At 65.9% G+C, this 17,119-nt stretch carries 16 protein-coding genes; 2 read left to right on the top strand and 14 right to left on the bottom strand.

All coding sequences use genetic code 11. The features are described 5' to 3' along the window. Positions 1-6: 6 nt before the first annotated feature. The 6 genes from I2H36_RS11885 to cobA all read right to left on the bottom strand — a co-directional run bounded on the left by I2H36_RS11885 (position 7) and on the right by cobA (position 5,921). A complete protein-coding gene (locus I2H36_RS11885) occupies positions 7-807 on the bottom strand; it encodes an ABC transporter ATP-binding protein (protein ID WP_196264115.1) in 801 nt (266 codons plus the stop codon). Beyond that, positions 804-2,783 (bottom strand): AMP-dependent synthetase/ligase, encoded by a 1,980-nt coding sequence (locus I2H36_RS11880; RefSeq protein ID WP_246718768.1) that lies wholly within the window; start codon positions 2,781-2,783, stop codon positions 804-806. The genes I2H36_RS11885 and I2H36_RS11880 overlap by 4 nt, the downstream gene beginning before the upstream one ends. 253 nt (positions 2,784-3,036) lie before the next feature. Beyond that, positions 3,037-3,240 carry a hypothetical protein gene (locus tag I2H36_RS11875; protein ID WP_196264113.1) on the bottom strand — a complete coding sequence of 68 codons (204 nt, stop codon included), beginning with the start codon at positions 3,238-3,240 and terminating at the stop codon, positions 3,037-3,039. Between the two features lie 321 nt (positions 3,241-3,561). After that, positions 3,562-3,729, bottom strand: a complete 168-nt coding sequence (locus I2H36_RS11870) for a hypothetical protein (protein WP_196264112.1) — start codon at positions 3,727-3,729, stop codon at positions 3,562-3,564. Between the two features lie 78 nt (positions 3,730-3,807). Then, positions 3,808-5,130: a cobyrinic acid a,c-diamide synthase CobB gene (locus tag I2H36_RS11865; protein ID WP_196264111.1), complete on the bottom strand. Its 1,323-nt coding sequence runs from the start codon at positions 5,128-5,130 to the stop codon at positions 3,808-3,810. Continuing rightward, complete coding sequence (gene cobA, locus I2H36_RS11860; RefSeq protein WP_196264110.1) at positions 5,127-5,921, bottom strand: uroporphyrinogen-III C-methyltransferase; 795 nt, start codon at positions 5,919-5,921, stop codon at positions 5,127-5,129. Before cobA ends, I2H36_RS11865 begins: the two co-directional genes overlap by 4 nt. Positions 5,922-5,992: 71 nt before the next feature. Here cobA and I2H36_RS11855 point away from each other — a divergent pair, with 71 nt between their 5' ends. Beyond that, entirely contained in the window at positions 5,993-7,096 is a 1,104-nt protein-coding gene (locus I2H36_RS11855) for a cobalt-precorrin-5B (C(1))-methyltransferase (protein ID WP_196264109.1), read from the top strand. Positions 7,097-7,107: 11 nt separating this feature from the next. Here the strand turns inward: I2H36_RS11855 and cobM are convergent, their stop codons facing one another. Genes cobM through cbiE form a run of 3 tightly spaced genes read right to left on the bottom strand, consistent with a single transcriptional unit; the run spans position 7,108 to position 9,472 of the window. Next, positions 7,108-7,881 (bottom strand): precorrin-4 C(11)-methyltransferase, encoded by a 774-nt coding sequence (gene cobM / locus I2H36_RS11850; protein WP_196264108.1) that lies wholly within the window; start codon positions 7,879-7,881, stop codon positions 7,108-7,110. Then, positions 7,878-8,264, bottom strand: a complete 387-nt coding sequence (locus tag I2H36_RS11845) for a cobalamin biosynthesis protein (protein ID WP_246718767.1) — start codon at positions 8,262-8,264, stop codon at positions 7,878-7,880. Before I2H36_RS11845 ends, cobM begins: the two co-directional genes overlap by 4 nt. Next, the gene (gene cbiE / locus I2H36_RS11840; protein WP_246718766.1) at positions 8,261-9,472 is read right to left on the bottom strand and encodes a precorrin-6y C5,15-methyltransferase (decarboxylating) subunit CbiE; all 1,212 of its coding nucleotides are present in this window, start codon (positions 9,470-9,472) and stop codon (positions 8,261-8,263) included. The genes I2H36_RS11845 and cbiE overlap by 4 nt, the downstream gene beginning before the upstream one ends. Before the next feature lie 37 nt (positions 9,473-9,509). Between cbiE and I2H36_RS11835 the strand changes: the two genes are divergently transcribed. Then, complete coding sequence (locus I2H36_RS11835) at positions 9,510-10,262, top strand: cobalt-precorrin-6A reductase (protein WP_196264105.1); 753 nt, start codon at positions 9,510-9,512, stop codon at positions 10,260-10,262. On the opposite strand, the gene cobJ is transcribed toward I2H36_RS11835, so the two are convergent. From cobJ to cobN, 5 genes are read right to left on the bottom strand one after another with little or no spacing between them, the layout of a single operon-like run. Then, positions 10,244-11,008, bottom strand: a complete 765-nt coding sequence (gene cobJ / locus I2H36_RS11830) for a precorrin-3B C(17)-methyltransferase (RefSeq protein WP_196264104.1) — start codon at positions 11,006-11,008, stop codon at positions 10,244-10,246. The two genes, I2H36_RS11835 and cobJ, sit on opposite strands and share 19 nt — an antisense overlap. Further along, positions 11,005-11,745 carry a precorrin-2 C(20)-methyltransferase gene (locus I2H36_RS11825; protein ID WP_196264103.1) on the bottom strand — a complete coding sequence of 247 codons (741 nt, stop codon included), beginning with the start codon at positions 11,743-11,745 and terminating at the stop codon, positions 11,005-11,007. Before I2H36_RS11825 ends, cobJ begins: the two co-directional genes overlap by 4 nt. Before the next feature lie 6 nt (positions 11,746-11,751). After that, entirely contained in the window at positions 11,752-12,384 is a 633-nt protein-coding gene (locus I2H36_RS11820; protein ID WP_196264102.1) for a precorrin-8X methylmutase, read from the bottom strand. Continuing rightward, positions 12,381-13,676 (bottom strand): precorrin-3B synthase, encoded by a 1,296-nt coding sequence (gene cobG / locus I2H36_RS11815; protein ID WP_196264101.1) that lies wholly within the window; start codon positions 13,674-13,676, stop codon positions 12,381-12,383. Before cobG ends, I2H36_RS11820 begins: the two co-directional genes overlap by 4 nt. Further along, positions 13,673-17,119: a cobaltochelatase subunit CobN gene (cobN, locus tag I2H36_RS11810; protein WP_196264100.1), complete on the bottom strand. Its 3,447-nt coding sequence runs from the start codon at positions 17,117-17,119 to the stop codon at positions 13,673-13,675. Before cobN ends, cobG begins: the two co-directional genes overlap by 4 nt.

Here is a 17,119-nt window from a genome sequence, read left to right as displayed (position 1 = left end):
CCGTCCTCAATGCGCCACGCCGAGATAGGCATCGATCACCCGCTTGTCGCTCTTGACCTCCTGCGGCGTCCCGTCGGCGATCTTGCGCCCGTATTCCAGCACCACGACCCGGTCGGAGAGATCCATCACCACGCCCATGTCGTGCTCGATGAGCGCGATGGTGGTGCCGTATTGCTGGTTCACCTCGAGAATGAAGCGGGACATGTCCTCCTTCTCTTCCAGGTTCATGCCGGCCATGGGCTCGTCGAGCAGCAGAAGCTCCGGCTCCATGGCGAGCGCCCGCCCAAGCTCGACCCGCTTCTGCAGGCCGTATGGCAGTTTTCCAACAGGGGCCTTTCGGATGTGCTGGATCTCGAGAAAGTCGATGATCTCCTCCACAAAGCGGCGATGCTCCACTTCCTCCTTCATGGCCGGGCCATGGCGGAAGAGCTGCCAGAAGAAGTTCGACCGCATCTTGATCGAGCGGCCGGCCATGATGTTGTCGAGCGTCGACATGCTCTTGAACAGGGCCACGTTCTGGAAGGTGCGGGCGATGCCGCCCCGAGCTGCCTCATGGGGTCGCATCTTCGGCCTCTTGACACCCTTGAAGGTGATGCGCCCTTCCGTCGGGTAGTAGAAGCCGTTGATGCAGTTGAGCATCGAGGTCTTGCCGGCACCGTTCGGCCCGATGATGGCGCGGATCTCACCCTTGCGGATGTCGAACGACACATCAGTGAGCGCCTTCACGCCGCCGAAGCCGAGCGAGACGTTGTCCACGGCGAGCAGCACGTCGCCCTTGGCGAAGACGGGATTGTCGGGGGCTCTCATTCAGCCGCCTCCAGTACATGCCCATTCTCGGCCGGATAGAGCTTCATGTCCTTGATCTTGACCCTTGCGGAGATCACACCCTTGCGGCCGTCCTCGAAGGTGACCTCCGTGGAGATGTCCGCCTCGGCCGAGCCGTCGTAGAGCGCCTGGATCAGTGGAGCGTAGCGGTCGGCGATGAAGCCGCGGCGCACCTTCTGCGTGCGCGTGAGCTCGCCATCGTCGGCATCGAGCTCCTTGTGCAGGATGAGGAAGCGCTTGATCTGCGATCCGCCCATGCGGGGTTCGCAGGCCAGCGAGCGGTTGACCTCGTCCACGTGTTTCTCGATCATCTCGTAGACGCGAGGATGACCGGCGAGCTCCTGATAGGAGGCATAAGTGACGCCGTTCCGCTCGGCCCAGTTGCTCACCGCCACGAGGTCGATATTGATGAAGGCCGCCACATAATCCCGACCGTCGCCGAAGCAGACCGCTTCCTTGATGTTTGGGTAGAACTTCAGCTTGTTTTCAAGGTATTTCGGCGGGAAGAGTGCGCCGTCCCGCATCTTGCCCACGTCCTTGGCGCGGTCGATGATCTTGAGGTGACCGTTCTGGTCGAAGAAGCCGGCATCGCCCGAATGCACGAAGCCGTCCGGAGTCTTCGTCTCGGCGGTCTTCTCATCGTCCTTGTAGTAGCCCACGAAGACGCCGGGCGAGCGATAGAGCACCTCGCCATTCTCCGCGATGCGGATCTCCACCTGCGGGGCAGGGCGGCCCACCGTGTCGGCGCGGATCTCGCCATCGGGCTGCATGGTGATGTAGACGGAGGCTTCCGTCTGTCCATAGAGCTGCTTCAGGTTCACCCCGATGGAGCGGTAGAAGCGGAAGATCTCGGGACCGATGGCCTCGCCCGCCGTATAGCCCACCTTCACGCGCGTCATGCCGAAGCGGTTGCGAAGCGGCGCATAGACGAGCACGTTGCCAAGCTGCCAGAGAAAGCGATCCCATAGCCCGACGCCCGGCTCTCTGTTCAGGATCCGCTCGCCGACCTTGTTGGCGTGGTTGATGAAGGTGTGGAACATGCGCCGCTTGAGCGCGCTCGCATCCTCGATGCGCACCATGGTCAGCGTCAGCATGCTCTCGAAGATGCGCGGCGGAGCGAAGATATAGGTGGCGCCGATCTCGCGACGGTCGTCCGCTACCGTCTCCGGGCTCTCGGGGCAGTTCACGCACAGGCCTGCCAGGAAGGCCTGCGCATAGGAGAAGATGTGGTCGCCGACCCAGGCGATCGGCAGGTAGGCCATGATCTCGTCGGTCTCGTCGAGCTTGTCGAAGTCGCAACCGATCTTGGCTGCTGCGATCACCGCGTCCGAGGTGAGCATCACGCCCTTGGGGCGGCCCGTGGTGCCGGAGGTGTAGAGGATGATCGCGAGATCCGCGCCCTTGCCGTCCTCAAGGGCACGCTCGATGGCCTCCGCCTCCTGATCATCTGTCAGCCGGGCGCGGCCTTCTTCCACGACGGACTCGATGGAGTGCAGGTGGCTGTGGTCGTAATCCCTCAGGCCCTTCTGTTCGTCATAGAGCACATGCTGAAGCTGGGGCAGTTGCTCGGACACGGAGAGAAGCTTGTCGACCTGCTCCTGGTCCTGCACGGCCGCATGGGTCACCTCCGCATGGGCCAGCACATAGGCCATCTCGTCCGCGACGGAGTCCGCGTAGACCGGGATCGGGATCGCGCCGATCCACTGCGCGGCGGCGATGCTCCAATAAAGATAGGGGCGGTTGTAGCCGATGATGGCGATCTTGCCGCCGCGCTTCAGTCCAAGCGACTGCAGCCCGCTGGCATAGGCGCGAACGATCTCGTGCACCTCGGCCCATGTCCAGGACTGCCAGATTCCTAAGTCCTTGTGCCGAAACGCCGTGCGGTTCGGACGCGTGCGCGCGTTGCGCACGAGCAGTTTTGGAAATGTATCCGCGCGCGCATCTGCTGCCGTCGTCAAAGACGTCAATCTCCCTGGCACCCGCGCGTCTTCTGGCGCGGTATGGCTACGTTCCCTCTTGATGCATGGCCGTGCCGGCGCAAGCACCTGCCGGTCTTTTTGCCGGCTGCCCGTTTCAGGCCTCGTTGGGGATGTATACTGTCGCGCCCACCTAGGGAGGGCAAGGTGCCACCACCCGCTACCATGGGCTAATACGCCGCCGGACATTGTTTCCGACGGCGGCATTGTTCGATCAGGACGTCAGGCGGTATTGCTACGGTACGGCGGTGAGAGCTGCCGGCTCGATCTCATCGGCTCTGACGAGACGCTCGGCGCCGACCGTGTTCTTGACCCGGTAAACGGCGTAACCGTCTGCCTTCGACACGAGGCATACGATGCAATAGGTGCGGTGATCCGCATAGCCCGAGGCCGGTCTGCTGATCCGGACAAGCTGCCCGATATGGAATGCCTCATTCATGGGCGCCTCCACCGTCTTGGCGGCGAGGGGAGTGAGCTTGAATGCGCCAGGAGCGCAATGCGATCTCCCGGATAAAGCTGCCAAGCTCGAACGTCCGCTCGCGTTCTTCCACGCTTTGACCAGATCAGGAAGGAAGGCTGCGGCAAAAGGATGACATTTTGCCCTTTGACTCCCATCCGCGACATGATGCCGTTCCGGACATGACAAGAATCAAGAGACCGCAGATCCCTTATGGGCGCATTAACATGAGATAAGTCCCAAGGCGCACGTTCGGCGTCGTCGCCCCAGGAGCGTTCCCGATGCCGAGAAACAGCCGTCGGTTTACTGGGCAGGCGGTCCGGCTGGACGACTAGGATTGGAAGGATTGGCAGGAGTCGTCTGAGCGGGCTGGTTGTCGGTGCCCGCGCTTCCGGTCTCATCCGGCCCATCGTCGCCGCAGGCGGACAAGGCGAGCAGGGCAGCGAGAGGCAGGATCAATTTCAGGCGCATGTCGGTCTCCATGTCTGGTCCTGTTCAACTCTTCTGCCTCCGGGTGGTTCACGGACGGGTGAGAGGTTTGGAGGCCGATTATCTGCGTGCAATGAAGTGGAAGAAGCTGCCTGTCACATGGCCTCGTCGATGGCCGGCGACGCCCAGGTCGTTCCCTTCGGCATCTGCCGTCCTGGCGAAAGCGGCCTCTGCGGCCGTATCGCTCTGCGTGACCGAGGCATAATGGAACTCATGACCGACGAGACGCTGCCCGGCCGATCCTAGAACACCGTCATGAAGAAGATGAGCGACCCGGTAGCCGAGATGCATCTTGCGCTTGGCATAGCTCGTCTCGACCGGCAGGAGACCCCCCATGGCATGCACATGCCCATCCCCGTCCTCCAGGGATTGGCCTAGCACCATATAGCCGCCGCACTCGCCGTGGACCCGCCTGTTCGCCGCAAAGCTGCGCAGCCCTTCGAGAAAACACCGGGCATTCGCGATACGTCCGGCGTGAAGCTCAGGATAGCCTCCAGGCAGCCAGCAGACGTCGCAATCCGAGGGTGGAGCCTCGTCGGCGAGAGGCGAGAAGGTCACGATCTCGGCACCCGCCCTGCGCCATGCGGCAACGACATGCGGGTATACGAAGGAGAAGGCCTGGTCGGATGCCAGCGCGATGCGCTGGCCCGGCGGTGGCAGGGCAATCACGTCGTCATGGCTGTTGAGCTGCGTCCGGCCGGCCAATGCCATGAGGCGGTCGAGATCGATCGCGCGTTCCACCGCATCCGCCAGGCGCTCCAGCCGCGCCTCCAGTTCCTCGGTCTCGCCCGCCTGAACGAGGCCGAGATGGCGCTCCGGCAGGGCGAGATCCGCGTTGCGCATGAGCGCGCCGAGGACCGGAAGGCCGATGCGGGCCATCCCATCCTCCACCAGCCGGCGGTGCCGTTCGCTCGCGACCTTGTTCAGCACCACGCCGGCCACATGGATCCGCGGGTCGAAGCGGGCACAGCCGAGCGCGACGGCGGCTGCCGATTGCGCGTGTCCCGACACGTCCAGCACCAAGATCACCGGCCAGCCGAAGAGAGCCGCTATGTCGGCGCTCGCGCCCGTGCGGCCGAGCTCCTGACGGATGCCGTCGAAGAGGCCCATCGAGCCTTCCGCAAGCACGAGATCGGCGTCGCCGGCAGCCTGCGATGCGATGGATTCGAGCAGGGGCCGATTCATGGCGAAGCTATCGAGATTGAAGCTTGGTGCGCCGGTGGCCGCCGCGTGGAAGGCCGGGTCGATGTAATCAGGGCCGCATTTCACGCCGCGCACGTTGAGTCCTCTGCGGGCGAGCGCCCGTTGCAGGCCGAGCACGACAGTCGTCTTGCCCGAGCCCGACCGGGGCGCGGCAATCAGCAGACCGGGGCTGAGCTTCACTGGGCCGCCTCGCTGCCGAACTCGAGCAGATGATTGGCGATGGCCGAGCGGAAGGCCGCAATGGCCCCGATGGCCACGATGGCGGGCGAGCGGATGAGCCCGTCCTCGGCGAGCTTCGGCAGGGTCGCGAGCGTGCCCTCAACGACGCTCTCCTTGGCGGTCGTTGCGCCATGGACCACGAGCGCTGGCGTGTCGCCAGAGAGCCCGCCCTCCACGAGACCCTGCACGATGGAGGGAAGGTTCGAGACTGCCATGTAGAGCACGATGGGCGCGCCCGTGCGGGCAAGCGACGCCCACTCGATTTCCGAATCCGGCGCAGGGTGGCCGGTGGCCAGGATCACCGCGTGGTTCGTCTTGCGCATGGTTGCGGGCACGCCATGGATGGCCAGCGAAGCAAGGCCGCTCGATACACCCGGAATGATGCGGAAGGGAATGCCGGCCTCCGCCAGGGCCAAAGCCTCTTCGCCGCCGCGCCCGAAGATGAAGGGATCGCCTCCCTTGAGTCGCAGCACCCGCTTGCCCTCGCGGGCGAGCTGGATCAGCCGCTCGCAGATGTCCCGCTGCACGGCCGAGGGCTTGCCGCCGCGCTTGCCGGCGAATTCCAGGGCGGCATCCTCGCGGGCGAAGGAGATAACGGCAGGATCGACGAGGGCGTCGTAGACGATGACATCCGCCTTCGCGAGGGCGTTCAGGGCATGGATCGTGAGCAGGCCGGGATCGCCCGGGCCTGCGCCGACGAGCCAGACCGTGCCGGGCGCGAAGGGCGGCGTGAGGCGGGAGAGGGCGGTCATGCGGGTCTCCCGGCGTGACGAGCCGTCCCGAGATGGCTGTTGGAATTCATGGGGACGTTGTAAGAGGGCTTATGGACGAGAGTAAACCCGCCGGAACCTTGCGCCGTGGCTGGACCACGGGCGCCTGCGCCACGGCGGCGGCCAAGGCGGCGTATCTTGGCTGGCATACAGGCGATTGTCCCGACCCCGTCGAGATCGTGCTGCCGGGCGGGGCGCGGCCTGCTTTCTCCCTCGCGCTCACCGAAGCCATCGAAGGTGGCATGCGGGTCGGCATCGTCAAGGATGCGGGCGACGATCCGGATGTGACCCACGGCGCCTTGGTGATCGCGACCGTTCGGGCGGGGAGAGCGGATTCCGGCGTGACGTTCCGGGCCGGTGAGGGTGTGGGCACCGTCACCCGGGCAGGGTTGCCCCTGCCTCCCGGTGAGCCCGCCATCAATCCGGTGCCGCGCCAGATGATCCGCGACAACCTGGAGGAGGCGGCGCGCAGCCTCGGTGGGGCGACAGACATCGAGGTTGAGATATCCATCCCGGGCGGCGAGGCCATCGCCCTGAAGACCCTCAACCCGCGCCTCGGCATTTTGGGCGGCCTGTCGATCCTCGGCACCACCGGCGTGGTGGTGCCATATTCCTGCTCGGCCTGGATCCACAGCATCTATCGCGGCATCGACGTGGCCCGCGCCGGAGGCCTCGATCATGTGGCAGGCGCCACCGGCTCGACCTCCGAGAAGGCCGTTCAGGCGCTCTACGATCTGCCGGACCATGCGCTGATCGACATGGGTGACTTCGCTGGCGGCATGTTGAAATACCTGCGCCGCAACCCGGTCCCCAAAGTCACCATCGCGGGCGGCTTCGCCAAGATGACCAAGCTCGGTCAGGGCTTGCTCGACCTGCATTCGCGCTCCGGTGCCGTCGATCTCGCATGGCTGGCCGAGCGACTGTGCGAGGTCGGTGCCGAGCCCTTCATCGCGGAGCAGGCGCGTGGCGCCAACACCGCGCTCGAAGTGCTGGAGACCGCCAAGCGTCTTGGCCTTCCGTTGGCCGACGTGGTGGCGCAGCATGCATGGCAGACGGCCTCTAAAGCCCTGCGTGGTGCCGAGATCGCGCTTGAAATCATCGTGTTCGACCGCAACGGTCAGCTCGTGGGCCGCGTGCCGTTCCATCCGGTTGCCTGACGCTGCGGTTCTCATTGGCCGCCCTCACGGGCGCTGGGGCGAAAGCGCCGGTCGTAATCGGTTGAGTAGAGCGCGCTGTCGCGGAAATCCTTTGCCTCCAGCGTGCGCCCCACCAGGATCAGCGCCGTGCGTTCCAGATTCTCGGCGCGCACCATGGCGGCGATCGTGGACAGCGTTCCCTTGATCACCCGCTCGTCCGGCCAGGAGGCGCGCCAGACCACGGCGGCTGGACAGTCGGCGCCGTAAGCAGGGATCAGATCCTCGACTACCTGCTCGATCACGTGGATCGACAGGTGAATGGCGAGCGTCGCCCTGGTTTGCGCGAAGGTGGCAAGCCGCTCCGTCTCCGGCATGGCTGACGCCCGGCCGGAGGTTCGCGTGAGCACCACCGACTGGCCCACCTCGGGCACGGTCAGCTCGCGCCCGAGGGCAGCAGCGGCCGCCGCGAAGGCGGGAACGCCCGGGGTGATGGTGTAGGGAATGCCAAGCGCATCGAGCCGCCGCAGCTGCTCGCCCATGGCGCTCCATATCGAGAGATCGCCGGAATGGAGCCGCGCTACGTCCTGGCCTTGTTCATGCGCGCGCACGTATTCTGCCGTAATGGCGTCAAGATCGAGGGGGGCCGTGTCCACGAGCCGCGCTCCGGACGGGCACCAGGACAGGATCTCCGGCGGCACGATGGAGCCGGCATAGAGACAGACCGGGCAGCGTTCGATGATCGTGCGCCCGCGCACGGTGATGAGATCAGGGGCGCCGGGACCCGCTCCGATGAAATGAACGGTCATGAGCTGGTCTCCGAACGCGCAAGGGCGCAGGTGGCGGAGGCTGATGCAATGCGCTCCAGAATAAGTTTTGAGTGTGATCCTGCGGCGGCGAGCGCTGCAGCTTCGGCGACCGATCCAACTCCATGCGCAGCGATGGAGCGGGCTGATTGCGTGCGCACATGCGGCGCTGTTTCCACGAGAGTAGCTTGCGCAACTGTCGTCGCCACAACATCAAGCCGACGGGCGGCCTCCCTGAAGGCAGGCAAGGCGGTGAGTGCTTCGATGGTCGCAAGACTTTTCAACGCATCACGCGCAATCGCAGCGCGCTCCAGCGCCTGCTCCACCAGAGCCACGATCTCGCCGGCTTCGACGCTGCGCCTGAATCCTACGCCTGCCACGATCATGGCTTTACCACCACCCATTGCGTCACGGGCATTGCGGCGCGCCAGCCATGCATGCCGCCGACGGCTTCGAGGCGCGCGAGAGCCAACCGCCGCATGGTGCCGCCGTGGCGCCCATAGAGTGTTCCGAGCAGCGTCTCTGTCTCCAGAGTCACCGCATTGACGACGAGGCGGCCGCCGGGTTTCAGCGCCGTCCAGGCGGTCTCGAAAACGCCGGGCTTCGATGCGCCGCCCCCGATGAAGATGGCATCAGGCACCGGCAGGTCGGCCAGCGCTTCCGGCGCCTGTCCAATGCGAGTGTCGAGCGCCGTTGCGCCGAGTTCCTGTGCATTGCGCCGCGCCCGCTCGGCGCGCTCCGGCCTCTCCTCGATGCCGATGCAGCGGTTGCGCGGATGGCGCAGGCACCATTCGATGCCGACCGAGCCCGCGCCCAGGCCAATATCCCACAACAGCTCGCCGGCCTTTGGCGCAAGGGCAGCCAGGGTCAGTGCGCGGATCTCCGCCTTGGTGAGCTGGCCATCATTCTCGAACCAGGAATCGGGAAGGCCGGGCGTGAGCGGAACGACACGGGCATCGCGCGATGGCTTGGTTTCGATTGCGACGGTGTTGAGCGGGTCGATCTCGCGGATCTCGAACAGATCCGCATCCGCATAGCGGATCCGCTCGCGCGGGCCGCCCATGGCTTCCAGCACCGTGATCGTCGAGGCGCCCATGCCGCGCGCCCTCAGCAACTCGGCAAGCCTGCCCGGCGTCGAACCATCCCACGACAGGGCGAGAATGCGGGCGCCCGGTTGCAGATGGGGAACGATCCGCTCCAGTGCCCGCCCGTGCAAGCTCACGCAGTCGCAATCCGGCAGCGACCATCCGAGGCGCGTGGCTGCAAGGCTGAAGGCGGAGGGCTGCGGATGGCAGACGATCTCATCCGCCGGAACAAGACGCGCGAGTTCGGCTCCCACGCCATAATGAAAAGGATCGCCGGTTGCGAGCACGCAGGTGGGCTGGCCTCGGCGGGCGAGGATTATTGGGTAGCCCTCGGCGAAGGGAGAGGGCCAAGTCTGAGCCTGCGCGGACAAGGGCGCCACAAGTTCGAGGTGGCGCGCACCGCCGATCACGAACTCTGCTTGGTCGAGGGCCGCCTGGGCCGCAGGGGAGAGCCCTACGCGTCCGTCCTCGCCGATGCCGATGATCGTAAGCCAGGGAGCCTTCGTCATGCTCGACTCCTTCTCAGAATTCGGGGAAAAGGGGCGCATGCGCATTCTCATTCTGGGCGGCACGACGGAAGCCTCCACACTCGCGAGGCTTCTGGCAGGACGAACCGAGTTCAGCCCGCTTCTGTCCATGGCCGGGCGCACCAGCGACCCGCGGCCCCTGCCGATCCCGACCCGCATCGGTGGTTTCGGCGGCGTGCAGGGGCTTGTCCGTTTCCTGACGCAGGAGCGCATCGAGGCGGTTCTCGATGCCACCCATCCGTTCGCCGCGGTGATGTCGCGCAACGCGGCAGAGGCCTGCGTGATAGCGCGCGTACCGCTGCTCGCCCTGCGCCGTCCGTCCTGGACCGTGCAGGCGGGTGACCTTTGGATCGAGGTCAGCTCGATGGAAGAGGCTGTCGATGCTCTGGGCGATGAATCCCGCCGCGTCTTCCTCACGGTCGGGCGTCTTGAACTCCCGCCCTTCGCGGCCGCGCCGCAGCACACATATCTTGTCCGCACTATCGAGCCCATCGGCGATGCCCTGCCGGTGGCTAACCTCATTGCCATCCAGGATCGCGCGCCTTTCGATGAGGTGGCCGAAAGGTCGTTGATGGAGCGCGAGCGCGTCGAGGTGGTGGTGACGAAGAATTCCGGCGGGACCGTGACTTATCCGAAGATCGCGGCGGCCCGTGCACTCGGGCTGCCCGTCATCATCGTGGCGCGCCCGGAAAAGCCCCGCGATGTCGAGGAGGTTGCGAGCGCCGAGGCGGCCCTCGAATGGCTCGAGCGCCGTCACGGCCGTACTCCGTAGAAACGGGGCGTGTAGACGTAAGGAGCTTCGCCCTCGGGCCGCTCGATGACCTTGGTGGTGCTGGCGCCGATGATTACGACAGTGGACATATCCGCCATGGACGCTTCCACTTCAGAGAGCGGCAGAATTCTGATCCGCTCGTCCGGCCGCATGACGGCCCGCGCGAGGATAATCGGCGTGTCGGGCTCACGTATCTCCGCAACGATCTTGAAGGCTGCACCGAGTTGCCAGGGCCGGGCGGACGAGATCGGGTTGTAGAGCGCCACCACGAAATCGGCGTTCAGCGCCGCGCGCAACCGTGTCTCCACGACCTCCCACGGCTTGAGGTTGTCCGACAGCGACATGGAGCAGAAGTCACCGCCGAGTGGCGCGCCGACGCGGGCGGCCGCGGCGAGCATCGCCGTGATACCAGGCTCCACGCGAATGTCGAGGCTGCGCCAGGCTGGATCGCCATTGTCGACAGCCTCGAACACGGCTGCCGCCATGGCGAACACGCCTGGATCGCCGCCAGACACCACGGCCACGCGTGCACCCTGCGCCGCAAGGTCAAGCGCAAAGCGCGCCCGGTCGAGCTCGACCCGGTTGTCCGATGAGTGACGGCGCTGACCTGCCTGCTCCGGAACGCGGTCGATATAAGGCCCATAACCCACAAGATCGGTGGCGGCGGCGAGCGCCTCCACAGCGGCGGGGGTCAGGAAGCGCGGGTCGCCGGGACCAAGGCCCACGATGGTGACGAGGCCCGTCATACGCGCCTCCCTTGCCCAGGCACGATGATGAGCGAGAAGTAGGGAGCGTCGAAATCCTCAGTCAGATCGGGCAGAGGAATGATCTTTTCCTCCGCCATGGTGGCGCGCTCAACATAGATCGCGCGCTCCAGGAGGCCTGCGGTAGCGAGCGCTTTGCGAACCTTCGGCAGGTTGCGACCGAGCTTCATCACCACGGCGGCATCTGTGCCCGACAGGCGCCGCGTCAGTTCTTCCTCCGGCAGCGTTCCTGGCACGATGGTGAGCACGTCGTCGCCCCAGGTGATCGGCGCGCCCGCGCGGGTCCAGGCGCCTGACATGCCTGAGACAGCCGGCACGACTTCAGTCGGCACCTTGTCCTTGAGGCGCCACCAGAGGTGCATGAAGGAGCCGTAGAAGAAGGGGTCGCCCTCGCACAGAACAGCGACCGTTCGTCCAGCCTCGATTTCGGTGAGGAGTTGTGCCGCTGCCTCTTCGTAAAAAGGGTTGAGAGCCGCCGCATAATCCGGGTGGTCGGCGGGAATCTCCGTGGTCACCGGATACACCAGGGCGATCTCCCGCTCCGGGTTTGCGCCCACGACCGCATCGGCGATGGTGCGCGCATTGCCGCGCCGCCCGCGCTTGCAGAAATGAGCCAGCCGGTCCGCCGTTTCCAGAACCCTGCGGGCGCGCACGGTCATGTAATCCGGGTTGCCGGGACCTAGTCCTAAGCCGAAGAAGCGGACGGAATCTTGTGCCATGTCCACTCACTCCACCGGGTTCGCGAGGGCATTGACTGCGGCCGCCGCCATGGCGCTGCCTCCGCGCCGCCCGTGGACAACGAGGTACGGCACACGCCCGTCGCGGGCCAACGCTTCCTTAGATTCCGCCGCGCCGATGAAACCGACTGGAATGCCGATCACGGCGGCGGGCTTCGGTGCGCCGGCATCCAGCATTTCGAGCAGATGAAAGAGCGCGGTAGGCGCATTGCCGAAGACCACAAGCGCGCCTTCGATCCGCTCACGCCACAATTCCATGGCGGCGGCCGATCGGGTGTTCCCGAGCTCGGCTGCGAGCGCCGGAACGCGCGGGTCGTCGAGGGTGCAGATCACCTCATTATTCGCTGGCAGCCGCGCGCGGGTGATGCCGTTCGCCACCATCTTGGCATCGCACAGGATCGGTGCGCCGCGGCTCAGCGCGCTTTCCGCTGCTTCGGCGAAGGCGGGCGAGAGATCGATATCGCGGGGCAGATCCGTCATGCCGCAGGCATGGATCATGCGCACGGCAACGCGTTCGGCTGTGCCTGAAAAGCGTGAGAGGTCCGCTTCCGCGCGGATGATTGCGAAGGAGCGGCGATAGATCTCTGCGCCTTCGCGGATGTAATCGCGGGCGGCGCTCATCGCCGGTGCTCCGGGAAAGCGCTGCGCAGGGCATCCAAGGTGTTCAATGGTGATAAACGGAGCATGATCTCGTCAATGGATAAGTCAAGGACTGAGGCGTCGCGGGTCGAGCCATCCGGCAGGACGTCGTAGCGGCCATCGGCGCGGCCGACGAGGGTGAGATCGGCCTTGCCGGGATGGGCGCAGCCTTTCGGGCAGCCCGAGACGTGAAGGGTTGCGCCTTGACGAAGCAGATTCCCGCAAGATTCCGCAATGCGCACGGCATCGGCGGGAGCAGCCGTGAGGGCGCTGCCGCAATCCGGCCGGCCGGGGCAGGCGACCAGGGACAAGCGCGCATCATCGGCCTCGGTGATGAATCCGGCGCGGCTGGCCTCGTCGATCAATGCAGGCACGTACCCGTCCGCGATCCTCGGCAGCAGGAGACCGCGCGTGAAGGAGAGGCGGATTTCACCGCTGGCGAAGCGTTCGCTCCAGTCGGCGGCCTGGAGCAACTGCTCGGCACTGCAGCGGCCGAAAGGGAGGGCGAGGAGCACGGCCCGTTCGCTCTCAAGAGACAGGATACCTGCGCGAGGAGCTGCCGCCCGCCGGGGTGGCTCAGCCGCTGCGTCGAGGGTCGCGCGGGTTGCCAACTCCTGCACCAGATCGGGTCCGAGATCGCGCAGACGCCGCACCTCGGTTATGCCCTTGCGTGCCAAATCCGCGAAGCCCGAGAGGATCGTGTGAACGGCATCCGGCGTTCGGGAGAGGCGCGATGTGCCGATCCAGTGCAGTCCATTGGAAGTGGAGATACCGAAAGCGATACTGTCCTCATCCCTCGCCAACAGGTGAAGATCGGCACCGACAGCATCGAGCGGCATCCCGCCACCGCCGTCGATGGCGACAAAGAACTTCGCGGGCAGAAAGTCGATGGCGCCCGCCGCATTCTCGATGTCCTGCGCCAGGGCAAGCGCATTGCACCTGTCGAGCGGATCGATACCGGCGAGGGGCGACAACACCGTGAGGCGGTTCGGTCCATCGCCCTCCGGTTCGGCCATACCTTCGCGCTCAAGGATGGCGAGCAGGGTGGGATAGGTATCCTCGCGCACGCCGCGGATCTGCAGGTTGCCGCGAGCGGTGATGTCGAGATGACCGTTGCCATATTCGCGTGCAGCTTGCGCAACGCGGCCCGCCTGATCCGCCGACAGCCTGCCGGCGAACGGGTGCAGGCGCACGAGCAGGCCGTCGCCGGTTGTCATCGGGCGGCGCACGCCCGGGCACCAGCCCCGGCGCAGGATGTCGGCCTGAGCGCTCATTCGGCGGCCTCCTTCCGGTCATCCTCGAAGAGGGCTGCAACGGAATTGAGGCGGCTCTCCCACAGGCCACGCCGGCGCGCATCGGCCAAGCGGTCGCGGATCGCCTGCGCGGCGGCCGGGTTGGCGCTGACGATCTGCCGCCAGTGAGGCTCGTCAGCGATCAAGGCCGTGAAGACGAGGTCGAGGGTTATGGCCGGAACGGCATCTGTCGTGGCGGCAAAAGCAAAGAGCGCATCGACTCCCTGGGCGATCTCCGCTGCACCGCGCCAGCCGTGGCGCAGCTGGCCTTCGATCCAGCGCGGGTTCGTCAGGCGGCCGCGGACGAGGCGGTCGATATCTTCCGAGAGGGTACGGGCTTTGGGTGCCTGCGGGCGGCTCGTGTCGAGGCTATAGAGAGCGGCGGTCGTGCCTAGCGCCTGCGCGGCCGCCGCGAAGCCTCCGATGGCATCTGCGGCAGAGTCGCCATCCAGGATGTCGCGTTCGGCCACATCGCTCACATGCACGAAGGCTTCCGCCTGTTCCACACGCTGCGGGAAGCTTCCATCGCTGTGCGCCTCACCGCCTGCACCAAAGGCATGGGAGGTTCCTTCAAGATAGGTGCGGCCGAGATCGTTTCTCGTTGCCCATTCACCATCCAGCGCCCGCTCCGACACGCCCGCGCCATAGGTGCCGGGTGCGGAGCCAAACACGCGGGACAGCGTCTTGCCCCGCCGACGCGCGGCGGCGAGTTCGTTCCACTCGTCATCCTCGTCGAGAGCGGCTACCGCGCGAGCCGCCTGATCGAGCAGGGTAATCTGATCGGGGAACGTGTCGCGGAACGCTCCGGAAACGCGGACTGTCACATCGGCGCGGGGGCGGTCGAGGAGGGGCTGCGGCACGATCTTGAAGCCTGTGACACGCGTCGAGGCATTGTCCCAGGTCGGGCGCACGCCCATGAGGGCGAGCGCGTGCGCAATGTCCTCGCCGCCTGAGCGGAGCGTCGGCGAGGCCCAGAGATCCATCACGATCCGGCGCGGCCAGTCGCCCTGCTCCTGCAGGTGGCGGCGCACGACCTCGGCTGCCGCGCGCTGCCCAAGTTCGGTGGCGGCGCGGGTTGGGATCGCGCGTGGGTCGAGGGTTGCGAGGTTGCGACCGGTAGGCAGCACGTCCGTTTGCCCGCGCGAGGGTGAGCCGGAGGGGCCGGGCACGACGAAACGGCCGTCGAGGGCTTTCAACAACCCATCGCGCTCGCCCGACGCGCTCACCTCGAAACCCTCGGGAGCATGACCGAAAATGTGGAGCCCATCGCGAATCGTCACCTCGCCAAGATCGCACAGGTGAGCATCGAGGCGGGTGAGCGCCTCCTCCATCGGCATGCTGTCATCGACGCCGGAGGCAGCAGCAAGCCCGCTTGCTTGCGCGCGCTCCAGGATTTCCTTCGCCACCAGCTCCGCGCGTCCGGGGTGCAGCACCTGGGCCGAAGAGAACTCTTCCACGAGTTCCCGCAACGCCGCTGCCTCGCCGTGCAGGCCAGCCTCGCCGCTCTGCGGCGTGAGATGCCCGATGGTGACTGCGCCAAGACGGCGCTTCGCAGGAGCCGCCTCGCCGGGATCATCGACAATGAACGGGTAGATCACCGGCATCGCGCCGATGGCGAGACGCGGCCAGCATGTGGACGAGAGTGCCACCGCCTTGCCGGGCAGCCACTCCGTGGTGCCGTGCGTGCCGAGATGAACGAGGGCGTGGATGTTCTCCAGCGCCCTCAGGCCGCAATAGAAGGCAAGATAGCCGTGGCTCGGGGGGCATTCGGGATCGTGGTAGAATCCCTTGCGGTCTTGTCCATGCCCGCGGTCAGGCTGCAGGGCGACAAGCACGTTGCCGGCACGAATAGTGCGAAAGCGGAAAGCGCCGTTCGTCAAGGCTGGATCGTTTTGGACGCTGCCCCAGCGCTCATCGATAGCATGGCGCTGTTGGCTCGGCAGCCTATCGAACCATGCACGATAGAGGGTGAGCGGAACCTCGAAGATTTCCTGCCCGTCCGTGAGACGCGGCATCAGTTCGTCGGCGGTGAAATCCCAGTTCGCGTCGTAGCCGGCGTCGCGGAGCAGGTTGAGGATCGCGCAGGCGCTCGCCGGCGTATCGAGCCCGACGGCAAAACCGGCACGGCCGCCGCGCGCCGGGTAATCGGACAAAACGAGCGCAAGCCGCCGCTCGGCGCGCGGCGTGCGGGCGAGGCGCACCCATGCGGCGGCCATGCTGGCAACGGCATCGATCCCGGCCGCGTCCGGCGCCTGCACCCGGCGCGAGAACGCGAGGACCGGATCGGCAGCCTCTTCAGCCTTGAACGAAATGGGACCTGCAGCAATGCGGCCGTCGAACTCAGGAAGAGCGATCTGCATGGCGAGATCGGCGGCGGAGAGGCCACGCGGCGAGGCCTCCCAGGCATCCTTGCCGCTGCCGACGGGGATCGCCTGCAAGATCGGGCAATTGGCTTCGTCGAGCACAAAGCTTTCATCGTCTCGCGCCGAGAAAGCCGTTGTCGTGACGATGATGTCAGGACGGCAGTCCTGGATCACGCGTCGAACGACCGTCACCGCTTCCGGATCCTTCAGGCTCGACACTGCGAGCACGAGGGCTTCGATGCCGCGTTCCTGCAGTGCTGCTGACAGATCCTCGATGGCCCGCGTGTCGCCTGAGAGAACGGCCGAGCGATAGACGAGAAGGTAGGCAAGTGGGCGTTCGCGCGAAAGGCGGGCGAGCACATGTTCAGGATCTGCGATGCCGCCGCCTTCGATCCCATCAGCCTCATCCTGAGGAGCAGACGTAGTCTGCGTATCGAAGGATGTTCCAGAGAGCCCTGGATGATCCTTCGAGACCTCTCTGACGCGGCTTCTCAGGATGAGGTCAGAGTGATTGAGTGGGGGAGTCCAAGCGAATGCTCGCGGAGCAGCGCGCGGCGGCTCAACGAAGGCGTCGCTCTCACCGATTTCTGCGCCGATGCGCTCGAGCAGGCGGCTCATGTTGTCGATGCCGCCGGCCCGGAAATAGGCCTCGATTTCATCGCAGAGCGTGGAGGGAACGGTGGCATAGGCCGTGAGCCGCGGGTCGGGGCGGTCGTCGCCCGGCAGCACGGCGAGCTTCACGCCCCGCGAGCGGCATGCTGCGGACAGCCGCTCCAGCCCATAACGCCAGTAATCAAGGCCGCCGAGACAGCGCACGAGCACGAAGCGCGCCTTCGCGGCGGTTTTATCGATGTAGAGATCGACCGAGAGAGGATGGCGCAGGCGGCGTAATGATGCGAGGCGGAGCGAGGGGCCGCCCGCCTTCAGCCGATGCGCAGCCGCGAGCGCGCCGAGGTCACTGTCCGCAAATGAAAGGACGACGATATCGCCAGGAGGCTGCTGGAGGTCGATAGCCTCCTGGCCTTCCTCAAGGGATACCGTTGTGACCGGAAGGAGATGCAT

The sequence above is a fragment of the Microvirga terrestris genome (genome assembly GCF_015694425.1).
Classification (GTDB): Bacteria; Pseudomonadota; Alphaproteobacteria; order Rhizobiales; family Beijerinckiaceae; genus Microvirga; species Microvirga terrestris.
This window is presented reverse-complemented; position numbering and strand designations above follow the sequence as displayed.

Excerpts from the sequence above, each read along its gene's own strand:
- I2H36_RS11885 (WP_196264115.1), bottom strand. The coding sequence starts at position 807 with ATGAGAGCCCCCGACAATCCCGTCTTCGCCAAGGGCGACGTGCTGCTC.
- I2H36_RS11875 (WP_196264113.1), bottom strand. The coding sequence starts at position 3,240 with ATGAATGAGGCATTCCATATCGGGCAGCTTGTCCGGATCAGCAGACCG.
- I2H36_RS11870 (WP_196264112.1), bottom strand. The coding sequence starts at position 3,729 with ATGCGCCTGAAATTGATCCTGCCTCTCGCTGCCCTGCTCGCCTTGTCC.
- cobA (WP_196264110.1), bottom strand. The coding sequence starts at position 5,921 with ATGACCGCCCTCTCCCGCCTCACGCCGCCCTTCGCGCCCGGCACGGTC.
- I2H36_RS11855 (WP_196264109.1), top strand. The coding sequence starts at position 5,993 with ATGGACGAGAGTAAACCCGCCGGAACCTTGCGCCGTGGCTGGACCACG.
- cobM (WP_196264108.1), bottom strand. The coding sequence starts at position 7,881 with ATGACCGTTCATTTCATCGGAGCGGGTCCCGGCGCCCCTGATCTCATC.
- I2H36_RS11845 (WP_246718767.1), bottom strand. The coding sequence starts at position 8,264 with ATGATCGTGGCAGGCGTAGGATTCAGGCGCAGCGTCGAAGCCGGCGAG.
- cbiE (WP_246718766.1), bottom strand. The coding sequence starts at position 9,472 with ATGACGAAGGCTCCCTGGCTTACGATCATCGGCATCGGCGAGGACGGA.
- I2H36_RS11835 (WP_196264105.1), top strand. The coding sequence starts at position 9,510 with ATGCGCATTCTCATTCTGGGCGGCACGACGGAAGCCTCCACACTCGCG.
- cobJ (WP_196264104.1), bottom strand. The coding sequence starts at position 11,008 with ATGACGGGCCTCGTCACCATCGTGGGCCTTGGTCCCGGCGACCCGCGC.
- I2H36_RS11825 (WP_196264103.1), bottom strand. The coding sequence starts at position 11,745 with ATGGCACAAGATTCCGTCCGCTTCTTCGGCTTAGGACTAGGTCCCGGC.
- I2H36_RS11820 (WP_196264102.1), bottom strand. The coding sequence starts at position 12,384 with ATGAGCGCCGCCCGCGATTACATCCGCGAAGGCGCAGAGATCTATCGC.
- cobG (WP_196264101.1), bottom strand. The coding sequence starts at position 13,676 with ATGAGCGCTCAGGCCGACATCCTGCGCCGGGGCTGGTGCCCGGGCGTG.
- cobN (WP_196264100.1), bottom strand. The coding sequence starts at position 17,119 with ATGCATCTCCTTCCGGTCACAACGGTATCCCTTGAGGAAGGCCAGGAG.